The organism is Streptosporangium sp. NPDC051023 (assembly GCF_040689595.1).
In the GTDB taxonomy this organism is placed as follows: Bacteria; Actinomycetota; Actinomycetes; order Streptosporangiales; family Streptosporangiaceae; genus Streptosporangium.
Genome location: NZ_JBFBCE010000067.1, coordinates 18,839 through 42,593 on the forward strand (window position 1 = coordinate 18,839; position 23,755 = coordinate 42,593).

At 68.9% G+C, this 23,755-nt stretch carries 24 protein-coding genes; 12 read left to right on the top strand and 12 right to left on the bottom strand.

Annotation, left to right across the window (positions count from 1 at the left end; genetic code table 11):
* Positions 1-466: 466 nt before the first annotated feature.
* Positions 467-3,745 (bottom strand): BTAD domain-containing putative transcriptional regulator, encoded by a 3,279-nt coding sequence (locus AB0395_RS33875; RefSeq protein ID WP_366288085.1) that lies wholly within the window; start codon positions 3,743-3,745, stop codon positions 467-469.
* 136 nt (positions 3,746-3,881) lie between these two features.
* Here AB0395_RS33875 and AB0395_RS33880 point away from each other — a divergent pair, with 136 nt between their 5' ends.
* On the top strand, positions 3,882-5,402 hold the full coding sequence (locus tag AB0395_RS33880; protein WP_366288086.1) for an FAD-dependent oxidoreductase: 1,521 nt from the start codon (positions 3,882-3,884) through the stop codon (positions 5,400-5,402).
* Between the two features lie 58 nt (positions 5,403-5,460).
* Positions 5,461-6,129, top strand: a complete 669-nt coding sequence (locus tag AB0395_RS33885) for an SGNH/GDSL hydrolase family protein (protein ID WP_366288087.1) — start codon at positions 5,461-5,463, stop codon at positions 6,127-6,129.
* Between the two features lie 221 nt (positions 6,130-6,350).
* Here AB0395_RS33885 and AB0395_RS33890 read toward each other — a convergent pair whose 3' ends face one another.
* The 3 genes from AB0395_RS33890 to AB0395_RS33900 form a co-directional block, all read right to left on the bottom strand.
* Positions 6,351-7,457, bottom strand: coding sequence for an epoxide hydrolase family protein (locus tag AB0395_RS33890; RefSeq protein WP_366288088.1), 1,107 nt, complete (start codon positions 7,455-7,457; stop codon positions 6,351-6,353).
* 20 nt (positions 7,458-7,477) lie between these two features.
* Positions 7,478-7,687 carry a hypothetical protein gene (locus AB0395_RS33895; RefSeq protein WP_366288089.1) on the bottom strand — a complete coding sequence of 70 codons (210 nt, stop codon included), beginning with the start codon at positions 7,685-7,687 and terminating at the stop codon, positions 7,478-7,480.
* 169 nt (positions 7,688-7,856) lie between these two features.
* Entirely contained in the window at positions 7,857-8,099 is a 243-nt protein-coding gene (locus tag AB0395_RS33900) for a nuclear transport factor 2 family protein (protein WP_366288090.1), read from the bottom strand.
* Between the two features lie 87 nt (positions 8,100-8,186).
* Between AB0395_RS33900 and AB0395_RS33905 the strand changes: the two genes are divergently transcribed.
* On the top strand, positions 8,187-8,627 hold the full coding sequence (locus AB0395_RS33905) for a MarR family transcriptional regulator (protein ID WP_366288091.1): 441 nt from the start codon (positions 8,187-8,189) through the stop codon (positions 8,625-8,627).
* A gap of 82 nt (positions 8,628-8,709) precedes the next feature.
* Positions 8,710-8,871, top strand: coding sequence for a hypothetical protein (locus AB0395_RS33910; RefSeq protein WP_366288092.1), 162 nt, complete (start codon positions 8,710-8,712; stop codon positions 8,869-8,871).
* Positions 8,872-8,972: 101 nt separating this feature from the next.
* Here the strand turns inward: AB0395_RS33910 and AB0395_RS33915 are convergent, their stop codons facing one another.
* On the bottom strand, positions 8,973-9,605 hold the full coding sequence (locus AB0395_RS33915) for a TetR/AcrR family transcriptional regulator C-terminal domain-containing protein (protein ID WP_366288093.1): 633 nt from the start codon (positions 9,603-9,605) through the stop codon (positions 8,973-8,975).
* Positions 9,606-9,987: 382 nt separating this feature from the next.
* Between AB0395_RS33915 and AB0395_RS33920 the strand changes: the two genes are divergently transcribed.
* Positions 9,988-10,947: a zinc-binding alcohol dehydrogenase family protein gene (locus AB0395_RS33920; RefSeq protein ID WP_366288094.1), complete on the top strand. Its 960-nt coding sequence runs from the start codon at positions 9,988-9,990 to the stop codon at positions 10,945-10,947.
* A 50-nt stretch (positions 10,948-10,997) separates the two neighbouring features.
* Here the strand turns inward: AB0395_RS33920 and AB0395_RS33925 are convergent, their stop codons facing one another.
* The 3 genes from AB0395_RS33925 to AB0395_RS33935 form a co-directional block, all read right to left on the bottom strand.
* Positions 10,998-11,321 carry a hypothetical protein gene (locus AB0395_RS33925; RefSeq protein ID WP_366288095.1) on the bottom strand — a complete coding sequence of 108 codons (324 nt, stop codon included), beginning with the start codon at positions 11,319-11,321 and terminating at the stop codon, positions 10,998-11,000.
* Positions 11,322-11,408: 87 nt separating this feature from the next.
* The gene (locus AB0395_RS33930) at positions 11,409-11,774 is read right to left on the bottom strand and encodes a darcynin family protein (protein ID WP_366288096.1); all 366 of its coding nucleotides are present in this window, start codon (positions 11,772-11,774) and stop codon (positions 11,409-11,411) included.
* A 74-nt stretch (positions 11,775-11,848) separates the two neighbouring features.
* Positions 11,849-12,742: an NAD(P)H-binding protein gene (locus AB0395_RS33935; RefSeq protein WP_366288097.1), complete on the bottom strand. Its 894-nt coding sequence runs from the start codon at positions 12,740-12,742 to the stop codon at positions 11,849-11,851.
* A 113-nt stretch (positions 12,743-12,855) separates the two neighbouring features.
* Between AB0395_RS33935 and AB0395_RS33940 the strand changes: the two genes are divergently transcribed.
* From AB0395_RS33940 to AB0395_RS33955, 4 genes are all read left to right on the top strand, one after another.
* Entirely contained in the window at positions 12,856-13,794 is a 939-nt protein-coding gene (locus AB0395_RS33940; RefSeq protein WP_366288098.1) for a LysR family transcriptional regulator, read from the top strand.
* A 372-nt stretch (positions 13,795-14,166) separates the two neighbouring features.
* On the top strand, positions 14,167-15,087 hold the full coding sequence (locus tag AB0395_RS33945) for a hypothetical protein (RefSeq protein WP_366288099.1): 921 nt from the start codon (positions 14,167-14,169) through the stop codon (positions 15,085-15,087).
* 524 nt (positions 15,088-15,611) lie between these two features.
* Positions 15,612-16,178 (top strand): recombinase family protein, encoded by a 567-nt coding sequence (locus AB0395_RS33950; protein WP_366288100.1) that lies wholly within the window; start codon positions 15,612-15,614, stop codon positions 16,176-16,178.
* Between the two features lie 29 nt (positions 16,179-16,207).
* The gene (locus tag AB0395_RS33955; protein ID WP_366288101.1) at positions 16,208-16,459 is read left to right on the top strand and encodes a hypothetical protein; all 252 of its coding nucleotides are present in this window, start codon (positions 16,208-16,210) and stop codon (positions 16,457-16,459) included.
* A 35-nt stretch (positions 16,460-16,494) separates the two neighbouring features.
* On the opposite strand, the gene AB0395_RS33960 is transcribed toward AB0395_RS33955, so the two are convergent.
* A complete protein-coding gene (locus tag AB0395_RS33960; protein ID WP_366288102.1) occupies positions 16,495-19,251 on the bottom strand; it encodes a Tn3 family transposase in 2,757 nt (918 codons plus the stop codon).
* Positions 19,252-19,432: 181 nt separating this feature from the next.
* Between AB0395_RS33960 and AB0395_RS33965 the strand changes: the two genes are divergently transcribed.
* The gene (locus AB0395_RS33965) at positions 19,433-19,957 is read left to right on the top strand and encodes a hypothetical protein (RefSeq protein WP_366288103.1); all 525 of its coding nucleotides are present in this window, start codon (positions 19,433-19,435) and stop codon (positions 19,955-19,957) included.
* Between the two features lie 101 nt (positions 19,958-20,058).
* Positions 20,059-20,742 carry a hypothetical protein gene (locus tag AB0395_RS33970; RefSeq protein ID WP_366288104.1) on the top strand — a complete coding sequence of 228 codons (684 nt, stop codon included), beginning with the start codon at positions 20,059-20,061 and terminating at the stop codon, positions 20,740-20,742.
* Here AB0395_RS33970 and AB0395_RS33975 read toward each other — a convergent pair.
* Positions 20,691-21,443: an SDR family oxidoreductase gene (locus AB0395_RS33975; protein WP_277309114.1), complete on the bottom strand. Its 753-nt coding sequence runs from the start codon at positions 21,441-21,443 to the stop codon at positions 20,691-20,693. The two genes, AB0395_RS33970 and AB0395_RS33975, sit on opposite strands and share 52 nt — an antisense overlap.
* A complete protein-coding gene (locus AB0395_RS33980; protein ID WP_366288105.1) occupies positions 21,440-22,342 on the bottom strand; it encodes an NmrA family NAD(P)-binding protein in 903 nt (300 codons plus the stop codon). The genes AB0395_RS33975 and AB0395_RS33980 overlap by 4 nt, the downstream gene beginning before the upstream one ends.
* Positions 22,343-22,461: 119 nt before the next feature.
* On the opposite strand from AB0395_RS33980, the gene AB0395_RS33985 reads away from it, so the two are divergent.
* On the top strand, positions 22,462-23,520 hold the full coding sequence (locus AB0395_RS33985) for an AraC family transcriptional regulator (protein ID WP_366288106.1): 1,059 nt from the start codon (positions 22,462-22,464) through the stop codon (positions 23,518-23,520).
* Here AB0395_RS33985 and AB0395_RS33990 read toward each other — a convergent pair.
* Positions 23,492-23,752, bottom strand: coding sequence for a hypothetical protein (locus AB0395_RS33990; protein WP_366288107.1), 261 nt, complete (start codon positions 23,750-23,752; stop codon positions 23,492-23,494). The genes AB0395_RS33985 and AB0395_RS33990 overlap by 29 nt on opposite strands.
* Positions 23,753-23,755 lie beyond the last annotated feature (3 nt).

Genomic DNA, 23,755 nt, shown 5'->3' on the forward strand with positions numbered 1-23,755 from the left:
GGTTAATCCTTGGGGGTCGAGAATGGCAAACAGAACAGCGGGGCTTCGCTGCATCGACTTTCTGGATGGAGGTTTGTGGAAGGTGTCCGTTTCTGGACGCCTGGGAGGGATCTGGGGGCACGCCGTCCCGAACCGGCTGAACGGCCCGACGAACTCGCCGATCTCCCATACGGCACTGCGCTACTCACCAGCGGCCGGTTGTAGGCCGCGATCCGTGACGCGTCCTGGTTCGACCGGCCCGACGGCGCCAAGGACAAGTACGCGCACATCGTCGTGGTGTCCCACGAGATGAATACCAGTCACGAGCAGACCGACGGATAGGAAGCCGCGGCGCGACCTCAGGCGCATCCCCCTGGAGGACGTCAACGGGCTCGTCTGGGACGCCGCCGACTGCGGGACGGTGCCGGCCGTCCCGGCTGCGCGGCTCTATTCGCTGGAAGGCCGGGCTGCTGGTGGCGCTGCGGGCTTACGCCCGTTCCGCCTGGGCGCCGCCCGGCTCGGGAGGTGCGGCGCTGTCCGCCGTGCGGTGCAGCCGTGCCGGATCGGCGAGAGTCAGGGCCACCGGCACGGCCAGTTGCCAGCCGATCTCGTACGCCTCGGCGAAGCGCTCGTCGCCGAGCGCGGCCTGGCCGCGGCCACTCAGCGTGCGGATCTGCGGATCAGTGCGGTCGTGGGCGCCCCGTAGACGGGCCGCCGCGCCGAGTATGACGGCCACGTCCCGGTGCCGCCCGTACCACGCGGCGAGGCCGGCCACGGTCACCGCCACTGTCGCCGCGATCGGCATGTCCTTGCTGGCGACCGCCGCCGCGTACGCCCGACCCAGCGTCTCCTCGGCGCCTGGCCCGTCGCTGAGCTCGAGACAGAGCGCGCCTCGCACCGCGCCGACCAGCGCCTGCCAGCCGTCGGACGGGGGGTGTTCGGACAGCCCAGCTTCGGCCGGCTCGATCAGCTCGCGCGCCCGCTCCAGGTCACCGAGCCGCACCTTCAGGTCGGCCTCCCGCGCGTCGAGCAGAACCGCCATCTCGGGTGACGCCGAGCGCAGCGCGCGCTCCCGGGTCGCGGCGATCATCTCGGTCGCCCGCGCGGTTCCGCCGAGCCGCACGTGCAGATCGATCAGGCGCAGGTCGATGAAGATCTCGTCGCTGAGGCTGAGCGACCCGAACTCGCGGGCCAGCCGTTTGGCCTTGTTCAGGTCGGCCAGTGCGCCGTCGAGGTCGCCGTCGTACTGCCGCAGCAGCGCGCGTAGCGGCAGCGCCCTGGCCAGGCCCCAGCGGTCGCCTGCCCGGGCGAAGCACTCCAGGGCGGCGGTCACGTCGCCGCGAACCGGATCGAGTTGGCCCTCGTTCTCGGCGAACCGGGCCCGAAACATGCGCGCCAGCCCGGCCAGCCACACGTCCGGCCCGTCGACCAGCCGCTGGGTGATCGTCGGCGACGCCTCGATCTCTACCAGGCAGGCCAGCCCGATCGCGGCCAGCGCGCCGCCGAAGCCCGGCAACTCCGGATAGCTCAGCAGCCGGTCGATGAGCGCCCGCCGCTCCTTGATCGAGTCGTCGACCGGCGTGCCCTGGGTGGCGATGGTGTTGAGCAGCAACAGTCCCTCGGCGATGTCGTGTTCCACGCTCGGCCGCTCAGCCGGCACCGCGACCGCCTTGCCGAGCCAGTAGGCCGCTTCGGGGTGCCGGCCGAGCATCTGCCAGTACCAGGTCAGGTTCACCGCGAGCCCGATCGCGCCGCCGGCGTCACCGCTGTCGCAGAGGTGGCGCAGGGCGGCGAGCACGTTGTCGTACTCGGCACGCAGCACGTAGAGCGCGTCGAGTTGCTCGGGGCCGCGCAGCAGCGGGTCGTAGCGGGCGACCAACTCGGTGAAGTGGTTGGCGGCCAGGTCCTGCATGCCGGTCAGGGCGCCCTGCTCGGCCAGGCTCTCCAGGCCGTACTCGCGGATCGTCTCCAGCATCCGGTACCGGCCGGTGTCCGGCGCGAGCTGCAGCAACGAACGGTCGACCAGGCCCGCGAGCAGCTCCGGGATCTCACCAGTCGACACCGCGGTGCCGGCACACACCGCGGTGGCCGAGGCCGGCGTGACGCCGCCGGGCAGGACTGAGATCCGCTCCGCCATCGTCCGCGCGTCCGCGTCGAGTAGGTCCCAGCTCCACGCGATGACCGCGCGCAGCGTGCGGTGCCGGGGGGAGGCGGTCCGGCTGCCGGTGGTGAGCAGGCGGAACCGGTCGGACAGCCCGGCGGCCAGGTCGGCCAGCGAGAGGGTGCGCAGCCGGGCTGCGGCCAGTTCGAGCGCGAGCGGCATGCCGTCCAGGCTGCGGACGATGTGCAGCACCTCGCCGAGGTTGTGCTCATCGACGTCGAACCCGGGCCGCACGGCCGCTGCCCGCTCGGTGAACAGGCGCACCGACGCCGTACGGCGGGCCTGCTCGACGCCATCGTCCGGGCCTGGCAGCACGAGCGGGCCGAGCGGCACCAGCGCCTCGCCGTCGACCGCGAGGGGCTCTCGGCTGGTGGCCAGCACGCGCAGCCCGGCACAGCGGGCCAGCAGCGCCGAGATCAGGTGCGCCACGGCGTCGATCAGGTGCTCGCAGTTGTCCACCACGAGCAGGCTCTCCTGGCCGTCCAGCTGGTCGGCCAGCACGTCCAGTTCGCCGGCGGACTCGCTGACGACGTCGCCGCGCAGCTTGGCCGAAACCTCGAATATCGCGCCGCCGCGCAGCCCGATCGCGGCCAGCAGCGCCGCGCCGACCTTGGCCGGTTCGGTGACTGAGGCGAGGTCGATCATCCAGGCGCCGTCGCGGTACTCGTGCCGGTGGCGGCGGGAGGCTTCGACGGCGAGCCGGGTCTTACCGGCACCGCCGGGACCGAGCACGGTGATCAGGCGCCCGCCGACGAGCAGTGTGTCGATCCGGGCGAGGTCGTCGTCGCGGCCGATGAAGCTGGTCAGCGGCGCGGGCAGGTTGCCCGGCCTGGTCCGCGCGGCGTGGGCGGGCTGCTCGGCGCGCAGCAGGCTCAGGTGGCGCTCGCGAAGGGCGGCGCCCGGGTCGGTGCCGAGCTCGTCGGCCAGGGTTTCGCGGACCTGCTCGTACAGGGCCAGGGCTTCGGCCTGGCGCCCCTGGGCGGCGAGCGCGTCCATGAGCAGCGCGGCGGCGCGCTCGTGGACGCGGTGCTCGGTGAGCAGGGCGGTCAGGCGGGCGGCGGCATCGTCGGCACGCCCCAGCGCCAGCTCGGCGTCGGCGAGGTCGGCGACGGCCTCGACCGAGGCATGGGCCAGCCGGGTCGCGGCGGCGGGCGCTACCGCGGCGACGACCGTGGGCTCGGCGCCGGGATGGTCGTACCACAGCGCCACGGCCTCGCCGAGCACCGCCGCCGCGGCGTTCGGGTCGCCGGCGCGCAGGCGGTCACGGCCGGCTGCGGCGAGTTGCTCGAACCGCAGCGCGTCCACGTCGGCCGCGTCCACGGCCAGCCGGTAGCCGCCTGCGACCTGTGCGACGTCGCCAGCCGAGCCGAGGGTCCGGCGCAGCCGCGAAACGAGAGCCTGCAGGGCATGGGCGGGGCCGGCCGGCGGATCCTCGGCCCAGATCGCGTCGACCAGGACGCCCTGCTCGACCACTCGCCCGCCGGCCAGCGCCAGCCGTACGACCAGACTCTGCAACCGCGCACCCGCAACGGGCAGGGCGGTGTCACCGCGAGACACCTCAAAGGCGCCGAGCAGCGTGACGCGAAGCCGCGCATCCCCGTCCATTCCCCGATCTTCGCGTACGCACCGGCGGATCCTCACATCAGGGCAGCGACCATGTCAGCGCCGTGGGCGTCCCGTGTGAGCGGTCCGCCGCAGTCTTGGCCTGTCGCGGAGAGCAAGTTCCGGAAGGGGATTTCTCATGCATGACGTAGTGATCGTGGGCGCCGGCCCGGTCGGTCTTTTCCTCGCCTGCGAGCTTGGCCTCGCAGGCTGCTCCGTCCTGGTGCTCGAGCGAGAGCCGGAACCCGGCTCCCCGTGGAAGGCGGACCCGCTCGGGATGCGGGGCCTGTCCGCAACGTCGGTCGAGGCGTTCCACCGCCGCGGGATGCTGCACCCGCTGCTGACGGCGTCGGGCGTCAACGACTATCCCGGTGCCAACCCCGACGCGGACGAGCCGGCACCCCCTCGCAGCGTGGGGCACTTCGCCGGCATGATGCTCGATCCGGCCAAGGTTGACGTCACTGCCCTGCCGTTCCGGCTTCCCGGCCCGGCACCGGACTTCATGTTGACCAGCCTCGAGGCGATCGAGTCAGTATTGGCTGAGCGGGCAACCAAGCTGGGCGTGGAGATCAGGCGCGGCGTCACGGTCTCAGCCATCGCACAGAACGAGGAGAGCGTGATCGTGCACGCCGGCGAGCACGAGTACGCGGCGCGCTGGCTCGTCGGCTGCGATGGCGGACGCAGCGCGGTGCGTGGTCTCGAGGGCTTCGAGTTCGTTGGCACCGAGCCGCAGTTCACCGGCTACACCATGCTCGTCACCGTCGCCGACCCCGAGAAGCTACGCCCCGGGATCAACCTGACGCCCACGGGTATGTACGTCCAGATGCCCACCGAAGGGCACATCGGCATGATGGAGTTCGACTGCGGCGCCTTCGACCGCTCGCAGCAGCCGACTCGCGACCACCTCCAGGCGGTGCTGCGCCGCGTGTCTCGCACTGACGTGACGTTGAGCGAGGTCCATCTCGTCTCGAGCTTCACCGACCGGGCGATGCAGACGACGACCTACCGGCAGGGACGTGTCCTGCTCGCGGGCGACGCTGCGCACATCCACTCACCCCTGGGCGGACAGGGACTCAATGCCGGCATCGGCGACGCCATGAACCTAGGGTGGAAGCTCGCGGCGACCGTGCACGGGCACGCGCCGGACGGGCTCCTCGACACCTACAGCCGCGAACGCCATCCGATCGGCGCATGGGTGCTCGACTGGACGCGCGCCCAGGCTGCGGCCATGAAACCGGACCCGCATGCCCAGGCGGTCCAGGGATTGATTCGCGACCTGCTCGGGACTCGGGGCGGAACGACCTACGTGTTCGAGAAGATGTCGGGATCGTCGATCCGCTACGAACTCGGCAGCGAGCAGCCGCTGGTCGGCCGCAACGCCCCGGACTTTCGTTTTGAGGACGGCACTCGCCTCGGTGACCTGATGCAGGACGGACGAGGCGTCGCGCTTGATTTCAGCACCGACCATCGTCTGCGTGATTCGGCAACGGGCCGGGAGAGCCGGATGCGGTATGCAGCCGGGCCGGCGAAGAACGACCTCGGATTGAGTGCCGTGCTCGTCCGGCCGGACGGCATCGTCGTCTGGGCGGGTGATCGCGACTTCGATCAGAAAGCGTTCGAGCGGGCCGTAAGCCAGTGGTTCGGCACTTCGGAGAGCTGAGCAGTACTCCATTCCCTGGTGAATCTTCCTTTTCCCGAACCGATTTCAAGGAGCACACATGACGATCACCCTCCGACCTGGGAGCACCGTGTTGTTCACCGGCGATTCGATCACCGACTGCCAACGGCTGGAGAGCGAAGACGGCCTCGGGTTCGGCTACCCGCTGCGCATCGCGGGCGAGTGGGGCCTCCGGCATCCGGACCGCCCCGTGACCTGGCTGAACACCGGGATCGGCGGCAACAAGGTGATGGACCTCGAAGCCCGCTGGCAGGCGGACGTGCTCGACGCGCACCCGGATGTGGTGTCGATCCTCGTCGGGGTCAACGACATGGGCTGGCACACGCTAGACCCGAAGGGGTACGTGATCCCCGTGGAGGAGTTCGAAGCAGGTTATGACCGCCTGCTCGCGCCTCTCGCCGAGGCGGGCACGGAGCTGATCCTCATCGAGCCGTTCCTCCTGCCGATCCACGGCGTCGTCGAGGCCGGTGTCGCGCCCGCGTTCATCGGAGAGGAAGAACGAAAGGAATGGCGCGCCGACCTGAACTCGAAGATCCAGGCCGTGCAGGAACTCGCCGACAAGTACGGTGCCCGTCTGCTTCCCGCCGACAGCATGTTCGCCGAACTCGCTGCGACGACCGGGCCGGAGTACTGGGCTGCGGACGGCGTACACCCGACGCCGGCCGGTCACGCCGCACTCGCGGAGGCCTGGCTGCGCCTGGTCGTGTGACCGGACCTCGCGATCCCCCGCGACACCGGCGATTGTAAGGAGCTTCGCCGGCAGGCCCACCGATGTCCTGGGCGCCGGAGGCGCCGATATCCTCGCGAGCATGATCGTTCTCGGCGCCAACCGCTGTTCCTGGATTCCTCAACCCCAGTCTGGGGCCGTTCGGCTCCCGAGTCTGGTTGGCGCCGACGCCGTTTTATCTACCTACTTTGAGGAACGAAGCGCTAGCGGGTAGTGACCCGGTAGTCGTACTTGATACGGTTAAGGAAGAAGTCCCGGACGTCCTCAGCGAGCAGCTCCGGCACCTCCATCGCGGCGAAGTGGCCGCCGCGCTCGAACTCCGACCAGTGCCTGATGTCGTACAGCCGCTCGGCCAGTGGTCGCACCGACTGAGTGATGTCGTGCGCGAACACCGCCACGCCAACCGGTACCGGGCACGGCTCGATCCGCCGCGGAGTCTCGCGGGACAGCCGCGCCGAGGAAGCCGCGGTGGCGGTCAGCCAGTACAGCGAGATGTCGGTGAGCATCCGCTCGTCACTGATCTGCGAGCGTGGGTCCGTCCACTGTGCGAAGCGCTCGGCGATCCAGGCCAGCTGGCCGACCGGCGAGTCGGTCAGCGCGTAGCCGATGGTCTGCGGGGTGGTGGCCTGCAGAGCCTGGTACGGCGGACGATTCGCCATCAGCTGCCTGACCTTGTCCAGCCGAGCTTTATCCGTTTCGGACAGTTCAATGTCGACGTCCGGGACCGGCCGGGTCGGCAGGTAGTTGATGTGCACCCCGACGACCTGCTCGGGTGCCACCGCGCCGAGCGCCATTGAGATGCCCGAACCGAAGTCGCCACCCTGCGCGCCGTAGCGCTCGTACCCGAGACGGCGCATTAGCTCAGCCCAGGCCCGCGCGACCCGGACGATATCCCAGCCGCGCTCGTAGGTCGGCCCGGAGAAGCCGAAACCCGGGATGGACGGAATCACCAGATGGAAGTCGCGCGACAGCGGCTCGATCACGTCGAGGAACTCTAGGAACGAACCGGGCCAGCCGTGGGTGAGGATCAGTGCGAGCGCGTCCGGTTTCGAAGACTGGACGTGGACAAAGTGGATGTTCTGGCCGTCGATCTCGGTGGTGAAGTGCGGAAGCTCGTTGAGCTTGGCTTCGTGCTCGCGCCAGTCGTAGCCGGTGCGCCAGTATTCGGCCAGTTCCTTGAGCCGCGCCAGCGGGAAGCCGTAGTCCCACCCGGCATCGGCGACCTCGTTGGGCCAACGGGTGCGGGAGAGCCGGTCGGTCAGGTCGTCGAGGTCGGCCTGGGGGATGTCGATGCGGAACGGCTTGATCATGATCTTAACTCCAGGGGGATTCATTCGGTGCCCAAATGTTCGGACGTGTCGGTTTCGGAGGCGATGAAGTCGGTGCGGACGGTGACGGTGTAACGGGTGCCGGTTTCGAATATGGCCGTGAGGCGGTGGCGGCCTTCGGCGATCCAGGTGTCGTCCTCGTCCTCGTCGTCGCGTTCGATGACGATGGCGTGGTTGACGGTCAAATGCCGGAGGTACAACAGGTCAGCCACGGCGCCCCCTAGGCGAAACGGAGGGGGCGAAAGGGCGGATGGCCCTGAATGGATCCGCGCGGTGTTGCACCAGGTTCCGAAAGGATTCCGGCGCCATCCGCTGTAAGGGGCGCAATCGACTGATTCCGCTCCCAAGCGTCATCCGACCGCTACCCAGACGACATGCTTGTCAGTGGTGCGCACCACAGATGTTCACCAGCAGGTCAGTGGTCGTGTGCTGGGGATGCTGCCCCTCGACCTCAGCCCGTCGCATATGGTCGACGACCTTGTCGCTGCCGCGGAGTTCGCCCCCGCGCGGCGAGTGCACCACCACATCGTCGGTGAAGACGATAGCGGCATCCTCCCATCGCTCCTCGTCGAGCAGACGCGCGAAGCGGGTGAGCAGGTCGGTGATCACAGTATCCGTGGACATGACATCCCTTTCGTTGGGATATCCAACATTGGCGTCGCCAACTATACGCAGATTCATTGGCCACGCCAACGATGTATGGTGGCTGTCGTGGAAGAGACACCCGCACGCCTGACCGCGAAGCCGAGCTGGCTGCTCGCCCAGCTGGCACTGCACGCCCACCGGTTGGCGTCCGACGGCTTTGGTGAAGTGGGTGCGCGTGGATACCACTACCGCATCCTGGCCGCGTTGGACGAATTCGGGGCGGCCAGTCAGGCCGATCTTGGGCGCCGGTGCAACATGGACCGCAGCGACGTCGTGGCGGCGATCAACGAACTGGCCGAGCAGAGTTTTGTCGAGCGGACGCCGGACCCGGATGACCGAAGGCGCAACATAGTGACCCTCACCATGGCGGGTGATCGGCAACTGCAACGCATGGACCGAGCACTTGACAAGGTGCAGGACGACCTACTCGGACCGCTTCCGGCCGAGGATAGGCAGACCTTGACCCGCCTGCTCACTCAACTGCTCACGCACCACCAACAGGGGTGAGCATCGGCTGGCGGCGGTCGCTGCGACGAACTGGATGGGCGATGTCTGCCGGGAGAACGAGAACCTGCGGCCTCGGAGATGCTTGACGCCGAAGGCCCTAAAGGTCAACTCGACCAGCCCTCGTGACCAGCAGCTCGCCGGGATCCCCCACATCTACGACCCCGAAAACGAAGCCCTCGACGTCCTCGCCATCGAGCTGGTCGAGCAACCCGGCGAACGGCATTCGGACGGCCGGTGGCGGTAGCCCGGCGACCTTCAGCCCACTGCCGCCACTGACCGTTCCGTTGTTGCTCAAGCCCCGCCCTGTCGTGAGTGTGCTCACTCGCCTGCGGAGTGGTTGACCGGTCAGGACGTGGAGCCAGACTGTGCCGCAGGACCCTGGATGATCTGTTCCAGGCAGTCGCGGAACAGGTCGTCGACGGTGCGGCCGGGCTGGAAGTACTCGGTCACGCCGGCCATCACGGTGGGATACGCCGCGGCGTATGCGGTCATGTCGAAGCCGTTCAACGCGTCCTTGTCCGGGCGGGGGGCCTGCTCCTCCAGAACGTAACCGACGGTGAAGCGCTCCACCGTCAACACAATCAGGCGCGCCTGCCGCAAGGGGATGTCTCGTCCCAGCAGTGCGCTCATCGCCAGTTCGGAGATCGCGGCCATCTTGAGGGACAGCTGGGAGGCTGAGATGACCCGGGCGCCGTCCGGATGGGCCAGCAGTGCGCGGCGCAGCCGCTCGGCCAGGCCGATCAGCCAGTCCTGCCAGCGTTCCTCCGGCGCGGGCGGTGCCAGCTCGGGGAACTGCTGCTCGAGGATCGCCTCGGCGATCGCGGTGACCAGGGCCGCCTTGTTCGGGATATGCCAGTAGAGGGTCGGCGACTGCACCCCGAGCCGTGCGGCTAGTTTGCGTGTGGTTACGCCGTCGAGCCCTTCGCTGTCCAGCAGGGCGACGGCCTCGGTGACGATCCGCTGTCTGTCCAAAGCCAATTCCGAATACCTCCCCAAGGAACTCTATCAGTGCTAGAGTTCCCTATCAGTGATAGAGAGATGCGATTCGACGCGGGCAGGCGCGGGTCGTGTACGCACGCGCACATCGCACATCGCACATTCACAGGAGGACGACGATGATCCACCGGCATTCGCTCCGCGGCTTGCTGCACGCGGCGACCCATCGCATTCCGGGTGTCCCCGCTCACGCCAAGCGGTCGGCCGGCCACCAAGGTAAGGCCCGCCATGGCCGTGCATGGCAGCACTTAGTCGCGCATCACCGTTGGCACAACCACCGGTTCAACCACTCATCCGCGAGGCCGCCCCGCCTGCTTGTAGGGTGGCAGGTCCGCATCGCCCGCTTCTTCGGTCAGGAGCTGGGATGAAGGCGGCGGTGCTGCACGAGGTCGGCGGCGTTCCGCGATATGAGGACTTCCCGGATCCGGTCGCGGCCGAGGATGAGGTCCTCATCGAGGTGAAGGCAGTCGCCATCGAGAACGTCGACAAGCTGATCGCGGCCGGCACGCACTACGCGAGCAAGAAGTTCATTGCCCAGTTGCCGATGATCCCCGCTTTCGACGGCATCGGCACCCTGCCGGACGGCACCCTCGTCGGGTTCGGCAACATCCGCCCGCCCTATGGCGCGCTCGCCGAGAAGTCCGTGGTGCCCCGCGCCTCCTTCACCCCGATCCCCGACGGCATCGACCCAGCCGTGGCGACTGTGCTGGGGTCGGCCATCACTGGCATGTCCATCACGACCGCCGCGGGTTTCGTTCCCGGGGAGACGGTGTTGGTGCAGGGCGCCACCGGGGTCGCGGGGCGGCTCGCGGTCAAGGTGGCTCGGCTGCTCGGCGCCGGCCGGATCGTCGCCACCGGCCGCGACGACAAGCAACTGCGCGAGGTGCAAGCCATCGGCGCCGACACGGTGATCAACACCGCGGTCTCCGACGAGGCGCTGGCGCAGGCGTACAGCGACGCCAAGGGGGACGGCTACGACATCGTCGTGGACTACCTGTGGGGCAGGCCCACCGCGATCCTGCTGCGTTCGTTAGTCCCGCAGTCGTTCGCGTTCGGTAAGCCGACCCGGGTGATCCAGGTCGGCGAGGCGGCCGGGACCGAACTCCCCCTTGCAGCGGCAAGTCTGCGCACCTCCGGCGTGGAGATCTACGGAGCGGCTAAGGGCCTCGGCCCGCAGATCATGGGCGAGGTGTACGGGCAGATCGTGACGTGGGCGCGGTCCGGTGAGCTCACCTTCGATGTGGAGAAGGTTCCGCTGAGCGACATCGAGACCGTCTGGCAGCGGACCGATCTCCAGGGCAGGCGACTTGTCGTGGTGCCATGACCAGCGCGCCCCTGACCGCGACACCCCAACGATGATCAGCGGTCGGCGCGTCAGACGCCGTCCTCATCCACGACGGCGACGGAATCGTCCTCGGGCGGCGGTGTCGGCCCCGGCGGCCGCAGGCCCCGCTCCGGGGACGACGAGGCGATCGCGTAGCGGCCCAGGCAGTTGAGACGGGCGTGGCCTAGCGGGGACAGCCGGGCCACGTCCTTGTCCTTCACCGGCACGCCTTGAGCGCGCAACTGGTCGAACTGGTCGATCAGCACCCGGCCAGCCCTGGCCACCAGCTTGGAGGCCCGCTCCAGGCGGGGCAGCGTCTGCAACCGCTCATCCGCGGACTCGCGGCGGGCCGGGCTGATCAACCTGGTGGCCATTGCAGCCACACCACCGACCGCTCGAACAGCGCCACCGAACCTTCGGCATGCTAAACAGCCACACGTTCACTGATGCGGAGCAGTGTGTCAGGTGCTGATGGTGGCAGCGGGGTCGACGTGGTAGTTGCGGGCATAACCGTTTTCGGTACCGACGAGGATGTCGACGACCTCGAAGTAGCGGTCCCAGAACGGGGTTTCGCGCAGTGCGTCGATGAGGAGCTGGTAGGCGTGGTGATCGTCCGCTTCCCAGACCCAGACATCGGTGACACGTGCGGAGTAGAACTCCGTGTCGTAGAAGCGTGACCGGACGCTGCTGGTCCTGGCCTCGATCGTGGGGACAACCTGGGTGGTGAAGGCGTCGACCCGCTCCGGGACGGTCAGTGCGAGCCACTCGGGTGTGGTCTTTACGAGCATGAACGCGGTGACCGGCGGTTCGGTTTTCTCAACGGGCATGATTGGTGTCTCCCAAGTGGTGGGTGGTCTTGACGCCATGGGCGCCATGCGCGACGGCAAAAGGGCTGGTGGCTTCAGGAGAGGACGGCGGGCTTGAGAGTCTGGGCGCACCAGTGCTCGAAGGTGGTGGGGCCGGCGGTGTCAAGGGTGCGGGCGATGCCGGCATCGAGGCCCTCGTCCTTAGCCCGCTTCATGTCGACGATGCCCTGGACAAACGCCTCGTCGAGGCCATAGCCGACGAGGTTGGCGCGCAGCTCGTCGAGCGGCTGGCGTTCATAGCGGACGGGGCGGCCGAGCTGCTCGGTCATGATGCGGGCGAGGTCGTTGGGGGACAGGTCCTGCGGTCCGAGGACCGGGACGCTGCCGGTGCCGGTCCATGAGCGGTCCAGCAACAGGCGGGCGGCGACGGCCGCGATGTCGGCGACGGCGACGAGGGGCGCCTTGCGGTCGGCGTCGACAGCGTCGGTGAAGACGCCCTTGTCGCGGATCGAGGCGGCCTCCTCCAGGAGGTTCTCGAAGAAGGACGGGTTGGCCAGGGCCCGGTAGGCGACACCGGTGCCGGCTAGAAGGTCGTCCATCGCCAAAGAGGCGGTGACGAGTCCGGCGCGGCCAGCGAGCGGGGTGCCGCGGCCGAGGGCGGAAACACCGACGACGTGGCCGACCCCATGGGCGGCGAGCGCCCTCGCGGCGGGGCGGGTGAAGCCGGTGTAGGCATCCTCCGGGGTCAGGGAAGCATCCGGGGGGGCGAGCCAGAAGACGGCGTCCGCGTCCTCGAAGGCCCTGTCGACCACCTCTGCGTCGCCGTGCGAGCCGGTGACCACCTCGATGCGTTCGCGTGCCGCGTCCGGCAGCCGTGCGGGGTCACGCACGATCACGCGCAGTTCCTCACCGGCGGCGGGAGCGGACTCCAGGAGCCGGGTGAGCAGGTGGCGGCCGATGTTCCCGGTGGGCGCAGTGATGACGATCATGAAGACCTCAAGGGTTCGTGTCGGGTGGGTACGCCTCCATCCTGAGGAGCGCCACAGTGATGCCACAATGGGAACTTCAGCAAGGAGATATTGCCTGAAATGGAATTACGCTGGTGAACAGCCCGCATTCGGCCCTTGACGCCAACCTTGCCGTCGCGCTGGACGCCCTGCTGACCGAGCAGAGCGTCACCCGCGCTGCAGCCCGCCTGCGCACCTCCCCCGCCGCCATGAGCCGCACCCTTGCCCGCCTCCGCCGTACCCTCCAGGACCCACTCTTGGTGCGGGCCGGACAGGCCATGGTCCCCACCCCCCGCGCCCTGGCTCTGCGCGACGAAGCCGCCGCAGTGGTGCGCCGCCTCGGATCGCTACTCAGCCCCGCCGACGGCACCGACCCCGCCACCCTGTGTCGTACCTTCACCCTCCAGGCCGCCGACCTGGTCGGTGCGGCGCTGGCCCCCGGACTGCTGCGCCTGGCCCGGCAGGAGGCGCCGGGCGTCTCGTTCCGGCTCCGGGCAGAGGAGTTGGAGGCCGGTCCGGCCCTCCGCGACGGCCGGATCGATCTGGAGGTCGGATCCATCGACCACGTGGACCCGGAGACCCAGGTCGAAGAACTGGTCACGCTCCGAATGGTGGCGGCCGTCCGCCCGGGCCACCCCCTCGCCGGGGAGGCCCTGGATCCAGTACGGCTCGCTGCCGCCGAACATGTCGCGGTCAGCCGACGAGGCCAGTTCACCGGCCCTCTCGACACCGCCTTGGCCGAGCGGAACCTGCGCCGGCGCGTCACCGCCGTCCTCCCCAGCCACTTGGCGGCGATGACCCTCGCGGTCCGCAGCGACGTCGTCTGCCTCGTCCCCGCCGCACTCCCAGGCAACCCCGAATCGCCTCTCACCCACATCGCCACCGCCCTAGGCCTGCGCCTCCTCGACATTCCCCTGCCGCTGCCGCCCCTGATCATCGGCATGGCCTGGCACCCCCGCCATGCAGCCGACGGAGCCCACCACTGGCTCTGCGACGCCGTTCGCCGCACACTCCACGCGCCCGGGGCCACCTGACGTGATCTCAAGGGTGCGGCGTCGGCCGGGGACTGGCAGGTCTGGGCCTTCATGCGCTCGCGGCGCCCGGTCGATTCGGTACCGGCGCACCGTACTTCTTGGTCGTGCGCCGGGCCTCCAGGCTGACTCGCGATCTCACTTGAGAAGAGCCACACCGATCTCGCTTCGCCTCGCCAGGACCGTCCCGGAGAACCCACGTTGAGAAGAGCACACGCAACCGGTGCCTCATCCGCCCGGGAGGATCCTGGGTGGTGATCTCCCTCGTACCTGACCTGCCCGGCGACATGGTCGTCAACAGTGCCCCGGTATCCACCGGCGACCAAGACGACGATGACAGTGGCAGGTGATCGCGCGGCGTCGTAGCGTCCAGGCATGCGGGACATCCAGATCAGTGACGAAGTCGCGTCGATCTTGACGGCGGACAGGGTCAACGCGCTGCGGTCCGGGCCCGATCCCGGGCCTGCCCGGTGCATGCGCTGCGAGCGGCTGGTCGATGCCGATGCCGAGCCGGTCAGCGTCCTGGCCGTGCGCCACCCCACCCCGGGCGGCGGCACGGTCACCAACATCCTCTTCGCCCACGCCGCCTGCGCACCCTCGGCCGCATCCGACAGCGACGTGGTGTTCAACGTCGCCGCGGTGATGGAACGCATGCGCCTGATCCCCACCGTGACCGCGGCCGCCGGTGGTCCGGCGGCCGCGGGGCTGCTGATGGAACCGCTGTTTCCCGACGTGGAAAAGGCCGACGCCCCGGCCAACGCCTACCTGACCCGGTTCCTGCGTCACGGCCTGCCGCTGCTGGGCGTTCACGACGTCGACGACCTTGCCCCGGTGCCCGGGTGGCGAGCGGTCCTCACTCCGGGCGAGCGCCCGCACCTGCTGCGGGCGACCATCACCTGCGATCGTGCCGCTCCCGGGCGCGGACCGTGGATCGTCGCGACCGACGCCGCGATCGTCGTCGACCAGGCCTGGCTGCAGGCGATGTCCGCCTGCGGCGGGATCCGGCTGGGCGACTACCGCCGCCGGCCAGCAGACACCGGGCAGCGCACCCGCAAGGTCCCCGGCCGAACTCGACGTGCTGCGCCGGATGCTGGACGCCACCCGCCCTGGACACCCCGACGGGCTGCGGGACCGCGCCGCCCTGGTGCTTGGGTTTACGCTGATGGGCCGCTGCAGCGAGTCGGCCGCGTTCGCCATCGCCGACGTCACCTTCACTGGCGACGGGCTGGAACTGTTCCCCGCAGAGCAGGACGCGCCCGCGGACGGTGGGGGCAATACGAAGACGGGGCGACCTGACCTCGGCTCGGGGAGAGTTTCGCGAGGCGTTCGCGTGCGCACGCGCGAGAAGGCACAAGGCCCGCCGGTGACGGGGCGGGGCTGCCCACCTGGGTCGTTGGGAAATCGAGAGTCGGTCGCCACAGCCGCCGACCGACTGATGGCGGTCTCGGTACTCCTGGACGAGGACAGTGTGAGCGGCGACCCAGGCGACGGCGGAGTCGACATGGCCGGATCCGGGGCCAAGGCGGTGACGCGGCCGCTGACGACGGGCCAAGGGGGGGTGCCACCGGAATACGGCAGAAACGGGCCGCGAGGTGAGATAGCCGCTGGCCAGGAGGCAGCCCAAAGGCGGCAGGAAGACACCGCGGAGCGGACCGGCGCAGGCGGCCGGGCGTTCATCTAACGAACGTCTGCCGAACACCGGCCCGAACACGTCCGGACGAATCGCCGCACCCCGCCAAAGCGTTCATCTTGCCGTTCATTTTCCAGTAGTGTTCAACTACTTCTCACGGCGCGTTTGATGAACGGAAGGCGCTTCTTCGATGGCGCTCATCGGCTTGGTACGGGTCAGCACCGACAAGCAGAACACCCAGCGGCAGCACGACGCCCTCGATCCGATCTGCTGGAAGATGTTCGAGGAGAAGATCAGCGGCAAGCTCGCCACCGACGACCGGCCCGATCTCCTGACCGCCCTGTCCTACGTCCGCGACGGAGACCTGCTGTGCGTCCAGGAGGTCGACCGCCTCGGCCGCAACCTCCTGGAAGGCCTCATCGTCCTGAACGACCTGTTCCAGCGCGGCGTCGGCGTCAAGGTGCTGGAGGGCATCGCGGCCGGCGAGCACACCGAGCGGTCCCTGATCCTCGACCTGGCGCTCGCCCTGGCCGAAGACCGCCGCCGCGACATCGTCCGCAAGACCGTGAACGGCCTGGAGGCCGCCCGCGCTCGCGGCCGCATCGGCGGCCGCAGGCTCGTGGTCGATGACGACAAGCGCGCCGCCATCCTCGCCCGCCGCGAGCGCGGCGAATCCATCCGCACCATCGCCACCGGCGTGAAGGTCTCCGTCGGCGTCGTCCACAAGACCCTCACCGAGGCCAAGACCACCTTGTAATCCGGCCCGACAGACAACGGGGGCGCACCATGGCCGCCCGGCCCCTGCACGAACAGACGACATTGGAGGCGACGGCAGAGGAAGTCCGGCAGCAGATCACCGCGGGCATACGGGCCTTCCAACGATACTTGGACGACCAGGTCGCCCAAGGCCACACCACAGCCGAGCGGGCCGCTGCCCTCATGGAACAAGCCCGTGGCCACGCCGCCAAGATCCTGAGGCTGACCACACTGACCACCGCAGCCCCTACCGATCCGTCCGGTTCCCCAGACGGCCTCTGACCCAGTCGGCGCGAAGGCAGGGCGGGCGGCGGGCGTCAGGGGGCGAACAGGACGCGGGGTTCGAGATCGAGCCGGGTGGTGGGGGCGGCGGCGGGCGGGGTGAGGTTGAGGGTCCAGTTGCCGAACCGGCGGATGGTGTGAGTGATGTAGGGGGAGATGGTGGCCAGGTCGTCGGGGTCGATGGGGTGGCCCTCGGCGGCGATGGCGTTGGCAGCGTCGGTGATGTCGCAGGCGGTGGAGTAGATCACGCAGTTGGCGAGCAGCTCGTTGAACTTGATGATTTTTTCCTGGTAGTCGGGGTCGTTGTGCGGGATGAGCTTGCCGCCGAACATCAGCCAGTCGGCGAACCCGTGGAAGGCCTCGTTGCGGTTGGTGATCGCCGTGATCTGCTCGCGCAGGTCGGGGTCGGACAGGTAGCGCAGCAGCGTGATGGTGCGCACCGCGCGGCCGAGCTCGCGAAAGGCCCGATACAGGCGGTTCTTGCGCGAGTGGTTGCCCAACCTGCGCAGCAGGGTGACCGAGGAGATCCGGTTCTCGCGGATGGAGATCGCGGTGCGCAGCAGATCCGTCCAGTGGGTTTCGATCAGCCGCCAGTCGATCACCTCGTCGCCGAACAGCGAGTCGATGTGGGCATAGCGGGCCTCCGGATCGGGCCGGTAGAAGATCAGGTCGTGCCAGTTGCGGATGCGCGGCAGCAGGTCGAAGCCCAGCAACGCGGCCAGGCCGAAGACCGGCAGTGACTGGCCCTGGGTATCGGCGTGGATGGTGTCGGGCTGGATCTCCGAGGCGTTGCGCAGCAGGCCCTCGATGATGTAGACCGCCTCCCACACCCCGCACGGGATGAAGTGGGAAAACAGCGCGACGTAGGTGTTGGAGATGTGCCGGTAGGCCAGCCCGCCGTAGCCGCCGTAGCGGATGTGGGACTCGGCCAGCAGGTTGTTCTCCCAGGTTTCGACCTGGGAGCCGTCGGCGGCCACGGTCTTGCCGTCGCCCCACATCGAGGTGATGTCGAGCCGGTTGAAGCCGTTGACCACGGTCGTGGAGGCTTTGCTGACCTTCTCGCCAGTGGCGTGCTTGTTGGCGGCCAGGGCAATCTCGGCGGCGATCTCGGCCAGCAGCCGCCGGTAGTGGCCGGTCAGCTCGGCCGGGTCGGCCGGCAGGTCGGCCTCGGCGCAGAACGTCTCGGCCAGCGGCGCGCACTCCTGCCAGGACATCAACTGGGTGTGCGGGTTGGCGTAAGAGTCCGATCCGGCCACCGCGATGTCGCCTGAGCGCAGCTCGGCGGCCAGGTAGGAGAACACGCACACCTCCAGGTGGCGGCGCACCAGCATGCCGGGCCGGTCCGGATCTTTGAGGATCTTGCGCCACATCGCCGAGGCGAAGGCGTCCACATCGACCGACAGCCACACCGTCACCGGATCGCCGTCCGGGCCGGTCCGCTCCGCGCTCACCTGCTCGGGGACGAACGCGCCGCGGGCGCCGCGCTGGGCGTGCAGGTACTCCACCGCGTCCAAGACGCTGCGATCGGCGTTGGTCGACTCCAGCTCGATCGACTCCACCAGGGTGAACAGCGCCGAGCGGTGCGAGCGGTAGTGCGCCTCCAACAGCGGCAGGTAGTTGTTGCCGTGATGGGCCGAGACCGCCTCGTGCGCGGCCGCCAGCGCCTCCAGGCCACCGGCTTGCTCCAGGGCCTTGAACACCAGCCGGCCCGCCCGCTCGGCCACCACCTCCTGGCCCGAGGCGTCGCCGCTGTGGCCGTTGGCCTGCTGCTGTTCGGGGCCCAGGGCTTCACGGACGCCGTCCAGGACGTCGCCGAACACGCCCAGCAGCCGCTCGGACTCGGCGCGGTGGATCTCCCGCAGCGTCTCCAGCTGGTCGCGGCCCTTCTTGTGGATCGCCGCCATCCGCTTGCAGAACATCGTCACCACGTCGTCGCGGACCCCGGTCCGCACCGTGTGCAGCAGGCTGGCGATCAGCGTCAGGCGCTTGTCCTCATCGAGCACTTTGCGCAGGTCGGCCACGTCGGTCACCCGTGCCTCACCCGCGAAGTGCGAGATCTTCCCCGGCGGGACGCCTTGCAGCCATACCTCGGTCGTCCCCAGGGCGTCCAGGTCCCGCAAGAACGCCAGGCGGCCCTTGAACTTGCCCGGGGAGGCCGCTTGCGCCACGTCCTTCAGCCCGTCGTAGGCGCTGCGCCGGGTGATGGGGTCGACCACCAGCAACCGGCCCAGCCTCGCCCGGGCGGCCGCGTCGATACGGCCCGCGACCAGCGTGAAGAACCCCCGGTTAACTTCGGTGCGGATCTTCTTGGTCAGCTCATCCAGCGTCGTGTAGCCGGGCAGCTCGCACCGTTTTCGGACCAGCTCCTCCAACGCCACGTTGATCAGGTCGGCCGGGTTGTCCTTGGCCTGGGCCGCCTTGCGGATCGCCTCGGCCGCCACCGCCCGTACCCCGGCCGCGTCGTAGACCACGCCCATGCGCTGGCGCACGAAACTGCGGTGCCGCTTGGCGGAGCGCTCCGCGGCATCGGCCGGCACCAGGCCTTCGGGCAACCCGACCGCGCCTCGGATGTGCTCGGCCACCGTCGCCGGGACGTCGGCCAGTTTCGGGAAGTACCCCAGCCGCTGGTAGGCCTTCAGCCACACCAGCAACGCCAGGAAGTGCTGGTCGTCCTGGGTCTTGCCGCGCGCCCACTCGATCTCACCAGCCGACGGGGTGAACACCTCCGCCAGTTCCCGCACCGATATCGCCCGGGTGAACCTCGGGTACGCCGTCCGATCGATCGACGCCACCCAAACCCCCAGGAACCACCACTAAGCAGCCAGAACGCCAAGATCCTAACGATCAGCGATCAGGCCCGCGGCCCGTTTCTATCGAACCGCGCGGAACGTATTCCTGGCGACTTCAGCGCGGCGACACCCCCGAAACCGCCTCCTGCGAGGACACGGACGTGGCGGCGATTCGCATCGCCAGATGGCTGAGCCTCGCCGCTGCGGCCCCTCTGATCTCAACTCCGTACAGGCCCTAGAGGTGCAGCTGGCCTACCGAGGCCGATGGATGCCCGTCGGGCGCTGGACGGGGTTGGACGAGCGCTGGCCGTGGACCCTCGCCCCCACGGTCGCCGCCGCGATGCACCTCTACATCGACGCCGCCGAGACGCTCAGCCGGGAGGCGGTGCTGACCTCCGAGCGCCCCGGATCCTCGCCGTTGCGCTGGGCGGGCACGGTCCTGAGCGACCTGATGGCGGCCGACCTGGTGACCTACGGCGAGGAACTCGTGTGGGAGCGCTGCGCGGGCGAGGTACGCCACACCGCCCGACTGCGGATCGACGGCACCTTCCTGCTCGCTGACGGTGAGCGGGTCTTCGCCACGCCGTCGGCCGCCGCGACCGCGCTGAGCGGCAAGCACCATCACGGCTGGAGTGCGTGGCGACGCACCGCCGACGGTCGCTCGCTGGCCGACCTGCGCGCCGACCTCCGCACCCGGCGGGACCGGTAGTCCACCCACCACCCGACATCACTCCCGAGTCACAAACGCCTTGTCGGACCGCCCGACCGTGGGTGGGCGGTCCGACGGCGTTCACTCACGAAGGACTCGTCATGGTTGAGCCTGACGTCCCGGCGGACCTGCAGGTTGTGTGGGGTGCGCGGGTAGAGATCGAACGTGGCTACCGGTTGGAGGCGATCGCTGTGGCACTGTCCGCCGACATCGCCGAGCTAGGCGAGGACGGCGGTCTTCCCGACCACGTCCGCACCCGTATCACCGTGCTGCCCCAGCACCGGCTGCTGGAGATCCGGGTCGAGGGCCTGTCGGTCGAGACCGATCCGGACCGCACCACCAGCCGCGAGGTGATGAACACGCTCTTCGAGCTGGCCAGCGACCACAACATCATCGCCCTCGACACCGTGTCGCCGCCATTGTTCACCCAGCGGATCGTGCTGGTCGATCCCTACGGCCAACCCTTCGCCGCCAAGGTCGGCGCGGGCATGGGCGAACCCGAACCGTTTACGCCGCGATTGCAGGTTCTCATGCAAAATATCGTCGAACTCTGCCGCGTCCAGGTGTTTTGTGCGCTATTCTCATCGACTTTGCGTCTGGATTTCTCATCGAATTTTCGTTTCCGTGGCTGCGTGACCATCGGCAGCCATGAGCACCACGAGTCCCAGCACCATGTGCAACTGCGTGTCCTCATACCTGAGCTGCCATTGGAGGGTCTCACCGCGCAATCGGTTCAGGTCACGGCCAGGCCTCCGTCGACGACCATGTTGGTTCCGGTGATGTAGCTGGCTGCTGGGGAGGCGAGGAAGGCGACCAGATGTGCGACCTCGTCGTCGGAGCCGAACCGCCCGAGGGGCAGTGTGGCGGCCAGGGTGTTCTTGAAGGTGCTGAGCGCGTCGGCAGAAAGGTCGAGCTTGTTGTGGGCGGGGGTTTCGATCGGGCCTGGGCTTACCGCGTTGACGCGGATCCCGCGGGGCGCGAGGTCGACGGCGAGCGAACGGACCAGGGACAACTGCGCGCCTTTGGTCGCGCTGTAAACCGACAGATTGGGGCTGCCCTTGTCGGCCATGACCGAGCTGGTGAAGATCACCGAGCTACTGTTCCGGAGCAATGGCAGGATCTTCTGCAACGTGAAGAGTTGGCCCTTGACGTTGATGTCGAAGTGCTCGTCGTAGGTTTGCTCATCGAGGGCGTCCAGGGGCGTGAACCGCACGACACCGGCGTTGAGGAAGGCGACGTCAACCTTGCCGAACCGCTGCCGGAGTTCGGCTGCGACCTGCTCAGCGTCGGCGATCGAGCGTGCATCGGCGCGGAACACAACGATGTCGTCGGGCAGCGTGCGTCGGGCGGCAGCCAGGGTGTCCGGATTCCGGCCGGTGACGAGTACCGCGAATCCCTGTTCGTGCAGCACGCGGGCCGTGGCAAGGCCGATACCGGTCGTGCCGCCCGTGATGAGCGCGGCACGAGGGGAGTCGGGCGCGATCACGTCGCGCTCACGTGGTTGGTGGTGGGGCGGCGCCATGCGTCGGCGGCGCCCGCCGCGTACTCGGCGAAGGTGGTCGCGGGTCGGCCGGTGACGGCGGCTATGTCGTCGGTGACCACGCCGAACGCGCCGGTGGTCATGGCTGCGACAAACAACTGGGTCACGTACTCGGCCTGGTCGGTCGGCATACCGGTGGCGAGGAGAGCGTCGCGGATCGTCTGAGGGCCGGACTCCACGTAGCGCACCTGCCGACCGGCAGCGACCGAGATGTGGTGGGCCACCTCCGCGAGCGTGAGTGCCTCGCGTCCTGTCAGCGAGTACGCCTTGCCGTCGTGGCCGTCCTCGGTCAGCGCCACGGCAGCCACCGCCGCGATGTCGTGGGTCGACACGTAGCTCACCAATCCATCCCCACCCGGCATGGCGATCTCGTCACGTTCCCGGATGGTCGCGTCGAGGTTGGACCAGTGCTTTTCGGAGAAGTTCTGCATGAACGTGCCCGGCCGCAGGATGGTGCTCGGCATCCCGGCCTCCTCGACGACACGCTCGATGCGACGCAAGGGGTCCTCTGCGGGCGCCTGGTCCACGCCGAAGGCTGACAGCAGCACGACTCGCCGTGCTCCGGCCACCGCCGCGGCGTCGAGGAGGGACGCGACCTGCTGGGATTGGTGGGTGGTGATACCGGAGAGGTTCGCGGTGACGACGTAGACCGCGTCCACCTCCTTCAGCGCGGCTGCATAGGTACTTTCGTCGGACCAGTCGAAGTGCACTGGTTCGACGTGGGCATCCGCCGGTGCGGGGTTGCGGCTGGCCGTACGCACGGTGACGCCTCGTGCGGCGAGTTGGGGTACGAGGCGGCGGCCGGTCTTGCCGGTGGCGCCGGTGACCAGGACGGTCGAGTTCATCCGATCCTCCGGTGAGTGGTGCTGGTGGACGACTCGACCGTATGACCCACTACTGAGCGCATCAATGACAGTCCCGAACGAAACCATATCCAGTTAGCTCAACCGCTACGGTGAATGGCATGACCGCACACGCACCTGCCCCGCCACCCGCTCCCGCCTGGCCGGGAGACGTTGTCGCTGACATCGTGGCGGACGTCGTGGCCATCACCCGGCGCGGCAGCACCGTCTACGGCCGCAACCGCTTCCACGCTCCGTGGGGTATCAGCTTCCCGGCGGGCGCGATGGCCAGTGTCCACGTCGTCACCGCTGGAGCGTGCTGGCTGATCCCGTACGGCGGCGAACCCATCCACCTCACCCGCGCCGACGTGGTCCTGGTGCCCTCCGGGCTGGCGCACGCGCTCGTCGACAGACCCGGCCGGCCGGTACGGCCGGTGGAGGAACTGATCGGAGGCCCACTCGGGCAGGCGACACCGACAGATCTGGTCATCGACGGGGACGGCCCGCTGACCGGGCTGCTGTGCGGCGCGTTCCTGCTGGACTCCAGCCCCAGACACCCGATCACCGCCGTGCTGCCACCCATCGTCCACATCGCCGCCGGGCAGGCCCGGGGCACCGGCCTGCCCGCCGCCCTCGACCTGCTCTCGGCCGAAGTGGAGCGTTCCGGCCCCGGCGCCGCGGCGGTCGTCGCATCCCTGCTTGACCTGCTGTTCGTCTACATCCTGCGCGCCTGGATCGCCGAGCAGCACAAGGAATGCCCAGGCTGGGTCGCAGCGCTCTACGATCCCGTCGTCGGAGGCGCGCTGGCACTGATCCACCGTGACCCGGCCAATCCCTGGACCGTGCCGTCACTCGCCCGTGCCGTCAGGGTCCCGCGCGCCACATTCAGCCGTCGCTTCACCACGCTCACCGGCCAGGCACCCATGGCCTACGTCACCTCCTGGCGGATGACAGTCGCATCCCGCCTGCTGCGTGAGGAACAGGCGCCACTGCGGGAGGTCGCGCGGCGAGTCGGCTACGACTCCGAATTCGCTTTCGCGCGAGCATTCAAGCGGACCGTCGGCCACTCCCCAGGCCAGTACCGGACATCAGCCAAGGCGAACCAGGTCCGCCCCGAAACCGGCCACCAGCCGGCGCCCTCGCCGATCCACGCTAGCGGCGCCAGCACAGGCCAGCAGTAACTGCCCGGCTTACACCTGCGGGGCCGTCGGTGATGGTGCAGGCCGACGAACCGACGGGGGCGAAGATCGGGCTTGCCGGGGACAGGTAGGTGAACGCGCCCATGTCCTCACCTTCGGGGTTGGTGATGGTGGCGGTGAAGGTGACCGCGTCGCCGGGCGCCGCTGAGGCCGCCGACACCTCCCACCGCATGTGCTCGCTCTGGCCGGCGCGGGTGGAGCTGCCGCCGTCCACCGT

What these genes read in the sequence shown, in the direction of transcription:
- AB0395_RS33985 (WP_366288106.1), top strand. Translation starts at nt 22,462, where the DNA reads ATGACCGCACACGCACCTGCCCCGCCACCCGCTCCCGCCTGGCCGGGA.
- AB0395_RS33950 (WP_366288100.1), top strand. Translation starts at nt 15,612, where the DNA reads ATGGCGCTCATCGGCTTGGTACGGGTCAGCACCGACAAGCAGAACACC.
- AB0395_RS33980 (WP_366288105.1), bottom strand. Translation starts at nt 22,342, where the DNA reads ATGAACTCGACCGTCCTGGTCACCGGCGCCACCGGCAAGACCGGCCGC.
- AB0395_RS33955 (WP_366288101.1), top strand. Translation starts at nt 16,208, where the DNA reads ATGGCCGCCCGGCCCCTGCACGAACAGACGACATTGGAGGCGACGGCA.
- AB0395_RS33965 (WP_366288103.1), top strand. Translation starts at nt 19,433, where the DNA reads ATGGCTGAGCCTCGCCGCTGCGGCCCCTCTGATCTCAACTCCGTACAG.
- AB0395_RS33880 (WP_366288086.1), top strand. Translation starts at nt 3,882, where the DNA reads ATGCATGACGTAGTGATCGTGGGCGCCGGCCCGGTCGGTCTTTTCCTC.
- AB0395_RS33885 (WP_366288087.1), top strand. Translation starts at nt 5,461, where the DNA reads ATGACGATCACCCTCCGACCTGGGAGCACCGTGTTGTTCACCGGCGAT.
- AB0395_RS33935 (WP_366288097.1), bottom strand. Translation starts at nt 12,742, where the DNA reads ATGATCGTCATCACTGCGCCCACCGGGAACATCGGCCGCCACCTGCTC.
- AB0395_RS33875 (WP_366288085.1), bottom strand. Translation starts at nt 3,745, where the DNA reads ATGGACGGGGATGCGCGGCTTCGCGTCACGCTGCTCGGCGCCTTTGAG.
- AB0395_RS33890 (WP_366288088.1), bottom strand. Translation starts at nt 7,457, where the DNA reads ATGATCAAGCCGTTCCGCATCGACATCCCCCAGGCCGACCTCGACGAC.
- AB0395_RS33930 (WP_366288096.1), bottom strand. Translation starts at nt 11,774, where the DNA reads ATGCCCGTTGAGAAAACCGAACCGCCGGTCACCGCGTTCATGCTCGTA.
- AB0395_RS33970 (WP_366288104.1), top strand. Translation starts at nt 20,059, where the DNA reads ATGGTTGAGCCTGACGTCCCGGCGGACCTGCAGGTTGTGTGGGGTGCG.
- AB0395_RS33900 (WP_366288090.1), bottom strand. Translation starts at nt 8,099, where the DNA reads ATGTCCACGGATACTGTGATCACCGACCTGCTCACCCGCTTCGCGCGT.
- AB0395_RS33920 (WP_366288094.1), top strand. Translation starts at nt 9,988, where the DNA reads ATGAAGGCGGCGGTGCTGCACGAGGTCGGCGGCGTTCCGCGATATGAG.
- AB0395_RS33925 (WP_366288095.1), bottom strand. Translation starts at nt 11,321, where the DNA reads ATGGCCACCAGGTTGATCAGCCCGGCCCGCCGCGAGTCCGCGGATGAG.
- AB0395_RS33945 (WP_366288099.1), top strand. Translation starts at nt 14,167, where the DNA reads ATGCGGGACATCCAGATCAGTGACGAAGTCGCGTCGATCTTGACGGCG.